The organism is Streptomyces phytophilus, from assembly GCF_013870535.1.
GTDB lineage: Bacteria > Actinomycetota > Actinomycetes > Streptomycetales > Streptomycetaceae > Streptomyces > Streptomyces phytophilus.
In genome coordinates, this window is sequence record NZ_JACBXC010000262.1 from 1 (window position 1) to 6,164 (window position 6,164).

At 73.4% G+C, this 6,164-nt stretch carries 6 protein-coding genes; 2 read left to right on the forward strand and 4 right to left on the reverse strand.

The window, feature by feature from the left end:
- Positions 1 to 22 precede the first annotated feature (22 nt).
- Positions 23 to 1,645 carry a glycerol-3-phosphate dehydrogenase/oxidase gene (locus H5J30_RS14190; RefSeq protein WP_181787797.1) on the forward strand — a complete coding sequence of 541 codons (1,623 nt, stop codon included), beginning with the start codon at positions 23 to 25 and terminating at the stop codon, positions 1,643 to 1,645.
- A 171-nt stretch (positions 1,646 to 1,816) separates the two neighbouring features.
- Complete coding sequence (locus H5J30_RS14195; RefSeq protein WP_181787798.1) at positions 1,817 to 2,488, forward strand: FadR/GntR family transcriptional regulator; 672 nt, start codon at positions 1,817 to 1,819, stop codon at positions 2,486 to 2,488.
- A 58-nt stretch (positions 2,489 to 2,546) separates the two neighbouring features.
- Here the strand turns inward: H5J30_RS14195 and H5J30_RS14200 are convergent, their stop codons facing one another.
- From H5J30_RS14200 to H5J30_RS14215, 4 genes are all read right to left on the reverse strand, one after another.
- Positions 2,547 to 3,374, reverse strand: a complete 828-nt coding sequence (locus H5J30_RS14200) for an amidohydrolase family protein (protein WP_181787799.1) — start codon at positions 3,372 to 3,374, stop codon at positions 2,547 to 2,549.
- A gap of 2 nt (positions 3,375 to 3,376) precedes the next feature.
- Complete coding sequence (locus H5J30_RS14205) at positions 3,377 to 4,354, reverse strand: aldo/keto reductase (protein WP_181787800.1); 978 nt, start codon at positions 4,352 to 4,354, stop codon at positions 3,377 to 3,379.
- Between the two features lie 10 nt (positions 4,355 to 4,364).
- Positions 4,365 to 5,426, reverse strand: coding sequence for an ABC transporter permease (locus H5J30_RS14210; RefSeq protein ID WP_220188898.1), 1,062 nt, complete (start codon positions 5,424 to 5,426; stop codon positions 4,365 to 4,367).
- Positions 5,423 to 6,164 (reverse strand): ATP-binding cassette domain-containing protein (locus tag H5J30_RS14215; RefSeq protein WP_181787801.1); only part of this gene is annotated, 742 nt, incomplete at its 5' end. The genes H5J30_RS14210 and H5J30_RS14215, both read right to left, overlap by 4 nt.

Below are 6,164 nucleotides of genomic sequence, written 5' to 3' on the forward strand. Positions count from 1 at the left end.
TGGAAGACAAGGAGTAGCGACGATGACCCTCCCGCAGACCGTCCCGGCGGGGATACCCGCGCTCGGGACGCACCCGACGGCGGGCCGCACCCTGGGCCGCGCCGAGACCCGGGACCTGCTCGACCGGGCGACGTACGACCTCCTGGTCATCGGCGGCGGGATCCTGGGCACCTCGGTGGCCTGGCACGCCGCGCAGTCGGGACTGCGGGTGGCGATGGTGGACGCCGGCGACTTCGCCGGCGCCACCTCGTCCGCGTCCTCCAAGCTCGTCCACGGCGGCATCCGCTACCTGCAGAACGGCGCGGTGAAGCTGGTGGCCGAGAACCACCACGAGCGCCGGGTGCTGGCCCGCGACGTAGCGCCGCACCTGGTCAACCCGCTCCCCTTCTACCTGCCGCTCTACAAGGGCGGCCCGCACGGCGCCGCCAAGCTCGGCGCCGGCGTCTTCGCCTACTCCGCGCTGTCCGCGTTCCGCGACGGCGTCGGGCACCTCATCACCCCGGGCCGGGCGGCCCGGGACATCCCCGCGCTGCGCACCGAGGGGCTGAAGGCGGTCGCGGTCTTCGGCGACCACCAGATGAACGACTCGCGGATGGCGGTGATGACGGTACGGGCCGCGGTCGGGGCCGGCGCCGTCGTCCTCAACCACGCGGAGGTCACCGGGCTGCGGTTCACCCACGGCCAGGTGACGGGGGCGGACCTGCGGGACCGTCTCGGCGGCGCCGAGTTCGGCGTCGACGCCCGGCTCGTCCTCAACGCGACCGGGCCGTGGGTGGACCACCTGCGGCGCCTGGAGAACCCGGCCGCGGCGCCCTCCATCCGGCTCTCCAAGGGCGCGCACATCGTGCTCAAGCGGCAGTCGCCGTGGTACGCGGCGATGTCGACGTGGGTGGACAAGTACCGGGTCACCTTCGCGCTGCCGTGGGAGGACCAGCTGCTGCTGGGCACCACGGACGAGCCGTACGAGGGCGATCCCGCCGCCGTGCACCCGACCGACGCCGACGTCGCGCAGATCCTCGACGAGGCCGCGCTGTCGGTGCGCGACGAGGATTTGTCGCCCGACCTCGTGACGTACGCCTTCGCCGGGCTGCGGGTGCTGCCGGGCGGCCCCGGCGGCACGGAGCAGGCCAAGCGGGAGACCGTCGTCAGCGAGGGCACCGGCGGAATGCTGTCGGTGGCGGGCGGCAAGTGGACGACGTACCGGCACATCGGCCGGATGGTGCTCGGCAAGCTCGCCAAGGAGCACGGCGGCGCGATCGCCGAGGACATGCAGCCGGTGAAGTCCCTGGTACGGCACACTCCGCTGCCGGGCGTGGCGAACCCCGACGCGGTCGCGCACCGGCTCCTCGTCGACCGCGACCCGGGGCACCGCATGGCCCCCGACACCGCCCGCCAGCTGGCCACGCACTACGGCTCGCTGTCGTTCGACATCGCCCGCCTGGTCAACGAGAACCCCGACCTGGGCGAGCGCATCCACCCCGACGGGCCCGAGATCTGGGCCCAGGTCGTCTACGCCCGCGATCACGAGTGGGCCGAGACGGAGGACGACGTGCTGCGCCGCCGTACGACGGTGACGATCCGCGGGCTGGACACCGCCGACGTACGGGCCAGGGTGCGGGAGCTGCTCGCGCGCGAGCGGGACTGAGCCCCGCGCCGGGCCGGAAGTCCGGGGGGAGAGGCACTCGCGGGGGCGCCTCTCCCCTCCCCCGTTTCCGCTCCCCGCGGGATTCGCAGCCCTCCCCCGCTCCACTCGCTTCGTACGCAGGCATAATGGAAGCGCGCAGACATCGGATGTCTGTGTCAGGGAGGGCGCGAGATGGCGGTCACGGACGAGGCGATCGAGAAGATCAAGGGAATGATCGTCTCCGGCAAGCTGCGGCCGGGCGACCGGCTGCCCAAGGAGAGCGAGCTGGCGGCCGAGCTCGGCCTGTCCCGCAACTCGCTGCGCGAGGCGGTGCGCGCCCTCGCGCTGATCCGCATCCTCGACGTCCGGCAGGGCGACGGCACGTACGTCACGAGCCTGGACTCCCAGCTCCTGCTGGAGGCGATGAGCTTCGTCGTCGACTTCCACCGCGACGACACGGTGCTTGAGCTGCTCGCCGTACGCCGCATCCTGGAGCCCGCCGCCACCGCGCTGGCCTGCACCGGCATCGGGGAGCCGGAGCTGGACGCGCTGGAGGCGGAGCTGGCGGAGCTGGGCCAGGACCCGTCGGTGGAGGAACTGGTCCGCGCCGACCTGGAGTTCCACCGCCGCATCGTGCAGGCGTCGGGGAACTCCGTGCTCAGCTCGCTGCTGGAGGGGCTGTCGGGGCCGACGGCCCGCGCCCGCATCTGGCGCGGCCTGACGCAGGAGGACGCGGTACGGCGCACGCTCACCGAGCACCGGGCGATCCTCGACGCGATGCGCAGCCGGGACGCCGAGGCGGCGCGGTCGTGGGCGACGGTGCACATCGCGAGCGTGGAGCAGTGGCTGCGCCGGACGCTGTGACACCGGGGACACCGGGGAAGCGCGGGTGCCGGGCGCGGCGACGCGCCCGGCACCCGGGTCAGTCCGGGAGGTAGATCCGGCGGGCGTTGCCGCCGAAGAACGCCTCCCGCTCCGCCGCCGTCAGATCCGCCACCGCCTCCTCGGCCAGCTCGACCACCTGTCCGTAGCCGGCCGCCAGCGTGCACACCGGCCAGTCCGAGCCGAAGAGGATCCGGCCGGGCCCGAACACGTCGATCACGTGCCGCGCGTACGGCAGCACGTCCGCCGGCCGCCAGTGCTCCCAGTCGGCCTGCGTGACCAGCCCGGACAGCTTGCAGCTCACGTTGGGCAGCCGCGCCAGCTCCGCGACCAGGTCCGCCCACGGCTGCCACTCCCCCGCCGCGATCTGCGGCTTGCCCGCGTGGTCGAGTACGAACCGGGTGTGCGGCACCGCGCGGGCCGCGGCGATCGCCGCCGGCAACTCGCGCGGCGTCACCAGCAGGTCGTACACGAGACCGCACTCCCCCGCGAGCCCCAGCGCCCGCAGCACGTCCGGGCGGACCAGCCACCGCGGGTCCGGCTCCCCCTCGGCCTGGTGGCGCAGCGCCCCGAGCCGCGCGGGCGTACGGCGGAGGGCGGCCGCGTCCAGTGCGGAGGCGGTCAGGTCCAGCCAGCCGCAGACCAGGTGCACCGGCGGGTCCGGCTCCTCGCACAGCTCCAGCGTCTCCTCGTACGACGACGAGGTCTGCACCAGCACCGTGCCGTCGATGCGGTGCTCCGCGAGGTGCGGCGCGAGGTCGGCCAGGGTGAACGTGCGCCGCAGCGGGTCGGCCCAGGAGCCGTCCATCCACGGCTGGGGGCGGCGGGTGATGTCCCACAGGTGGTGGTGGGCGTCGATGCGCGGCACGCTCAGCCTCCCGCGGACTCGGTCGCGGACGCCGGCAGCGGCAGGTCGCCGTCGAGGAGCCCGAGTTCGACGAGCGCGGGCCAGAGCGCGTCGGGGATGTCGTACGCGGCCATCTCCGCGTTCTCCTTGACGTCCCCCGGCCGGGAGGCGCCCGGCACGACGGACACGACCGCCGGGTGCGCGAACGGGTAGCGCAGCGCCGCCGCCTTCAGCGGCACCCCGAACTCGCCGCACACCTGGGCGATCCCGCGCGCCCGCGCCACCGTCTCGGCCGGCGCCCGGCCGTAGTGGAACCGCGCGCCGGGCCGCGGGTCGGCGAGCAGCCCGGTGTTGTAGACGCCGCCCACGACGACGGAGGTGCCGCGCCGTGCGCACACGGGCAGCAGGTCGTCGTACGCGCTGCGCTCCAGCAGCGTCCAGCGGCCGGCGCACAGCACCACGTCGACGTCGAGGTCGGCGACGAGCCGGCCCAGGTGGTCGCTGAAGTTCATGCCGAAGCCGATGGCGCCGACGACCTTCTCCGCCTTCAGCTCCGCGAGCGCGGCGAAGGCGGTCTCGTACACCTCGGGCAGGTGGTCCTCCACGTCGTGCAGGTAGGCGATCTCGACGCGGTCGAGCCCCAGCCGCGCCAGCGACGACTCCAGCGTCGCGCGGATCCCGTCCCTGCTCAGGTCCCACACCCGGCCGCGGGCCGGGGTGTCGACGAAGTCGTGGGCGGGCTCCGTCTCGCCCGGACCGAGAGGCCGCAGCCGCCGGCCGACCTTGGTGGACACGGTGTACGAGTCCCGCGGCCGGCCCGCGAGCGCGCGGCCGAGGCGCTCCTCCGACAGCCCCACGCCGTAGTGCGGGGCGGTGTCGAAGTAGCCGTAGCCGTGCGCGAACGCGGTCTCGACGATCTCGGCCGCCGTGGCGTCCGGCATCGGCCGGTAGAGGTTGCCGAGGTTGGCGCAGCCGAGGCCGAGCCTGGGTATGGGGGGCATCCGCCGCCTCTCAGTCCTGTTTCTCGCCGCTGACGAACCGGGAAATGACCAGGGCCACGATGATGATCGCCCCGTTGAGGAACTTCGTCCACTCCGCCGGCACGCCCGCGAGCGTCATCACGTTGATGACGAGTTGAAGCGTCAGCACGCCGGTCAGCGCCCCGAAGAGGGTGCCGCGGCCGCCGCGCAGGCTGATGCCGCCGATGACCGCCGCGGCGAACACCTGGAAGATCATGTCCTTGCCCTGGCCGGCGGAGACCGAGCCGTAGTGGCCGGTGTAGAGCACGCCGGCGAAGGCCGCGAGCATGCCGCCGATGGCCAGGACGATCCAGGTGATGCGGTCCACGCGGATGCCCGCGGCGCGCGCGGCCTCGGGGTTGCCGCCGATGGCGTACAGCGCGCGCCCGTGCCGCAGGTAGCCGAGCATCAGGCCGCCGACGGCGTACAGGCCGAGGCAGACGTAGACGGCGGCGGGGACGCCGAGCCAGCTCTCCTTGCCGAGGTAGGCGAAGGACTCGGGCACCTCGATGATGGACTTGCCGCCGGTGATGCCCTCGTGCAGGCCGCGCAGCATGACCAGCATGCCGAGCGTGGCGATGAAGCCGTTGACTCTGAGCTTGAGGATGAGGAAGCCGTTGAACAGGCCGATGACGGCGCCGACGAGGAGGCACAGGAAGATCGACGTGCCGGACGGCAGCAGCTCGATGCCGGTGAACCGGCCGCCCTCGGCGGGCAGGACGAGCCAGAGCGCGATCACCGGCGCGACGCCGATCGTCGACTCCAGCGACAGGTCCATCCGACCGCTGATGAGGATGAGGGCCTGCGCGAGGACGAGCAGCCCGAGTTCGGTGGACTGCTGGACGACTCCGATGAGGTTGTCGGAGGTCAGGAACGCGGGCGAGACGATGAAGCCGATCACGCCGAGCACGAAGATGACGGGTACGAGCGAGAAGTCGCGCCAGCGGCCGAGGTCGATCTCCACCCCGCCCAGCTGCAACTGCGGCTTCTTCTCCACCGCCGCTCCGCCCTCGGCCGCGGTGGCCGGCGGCGCTGTCGACGTAGGCCGTGTCATGCTTGCTGCCCCTTCTCCGGCTGGTCCTGCTGATCGGGCTCGTCCGGCTGGTCTGGTTGGTCCGGCTGGTCCGGCCGGGCCGACGTGTCCGGGTCGGCCGGCCGAGGTTGCTGGTCGCCCTGCTGCGGTTCGCGGTGTCCCGGCTCGATGCCCTCCATGGCGGCGACCAGCTCCCGGTCGCTCCAGCCGCCCGCGAACTCCGCGACCACCCGCCCGTGGAAGAGCGCGAGCACGCGGTCGCAGACCCGCAGGTCGTCGAGTTCGTCGGAGACGATGACGGCGCCGCTGCCGCCCTCCGCCACCCGCCGGACCACGCCGAGCAGGGCGTCCTTGGACTTCACGTCCACACCCGCGGTCGGTTTGATCGCCACCAGCACGCCGGGGTCCCGGGCGAGCGCGCGGGCGATCACCACCTTCTGCTGGTTGCCGCCGGACAGCCCGTCGACGTCCTGGGCGGGCCCGGACGTCTTGATGTCCAGCGACTCGATCATGCGCTGCGCGAACCGGCGGGTGCGCGAGGGCAGCACGGTGCCGTACGGGCCCAGTTGGTCGGCGACGGTGAGCGTGGCGTTCTCCGCGACGCTGCGGCCGGGCACCAGGCCCTGTTCGTGCCGGTCCTCCGGTACGTAGCCGATGCCGGCCTCCAGCGCGTGCGGCACGCTGCCGGTGCGGACGGCGGCGCCGCGCACCTCGACCCGGCCGCCGTCGGGCGCCCGCATGCCGACGAGCGTCTCGCCG

Coding starts and splice junctions, on each gene's coding strand:
- H5J30_RS14190 (WP_181787797.1), top strand. CDS start 23: ATGACCCTCCCGCAGACCGTCCCGGCGGGGATACCCGCGCTCGGGACG.
- H5J30_RS14195 (WP_181787798.1), top strand. CDS start 1,817: ATGGCGGTCACGGACGAGGCGATCGAGAAGATCAAGGGAATGATCGTC.
- H5J30_RS14205 (WP_181787800.1), bottom strand. CDS start 4,354: ATGCCCCCCATACCCAGGCTCGGCCTCGGCTGCGCCAACCTCGGCAAC.
- H5J30_RS14210 (WP_220188898.1), bottom strand. CDS start 5,426: ATGACACGGCCTACGTCGACAGCGCCGCCGGCCACCGCGGCCGAGGGC.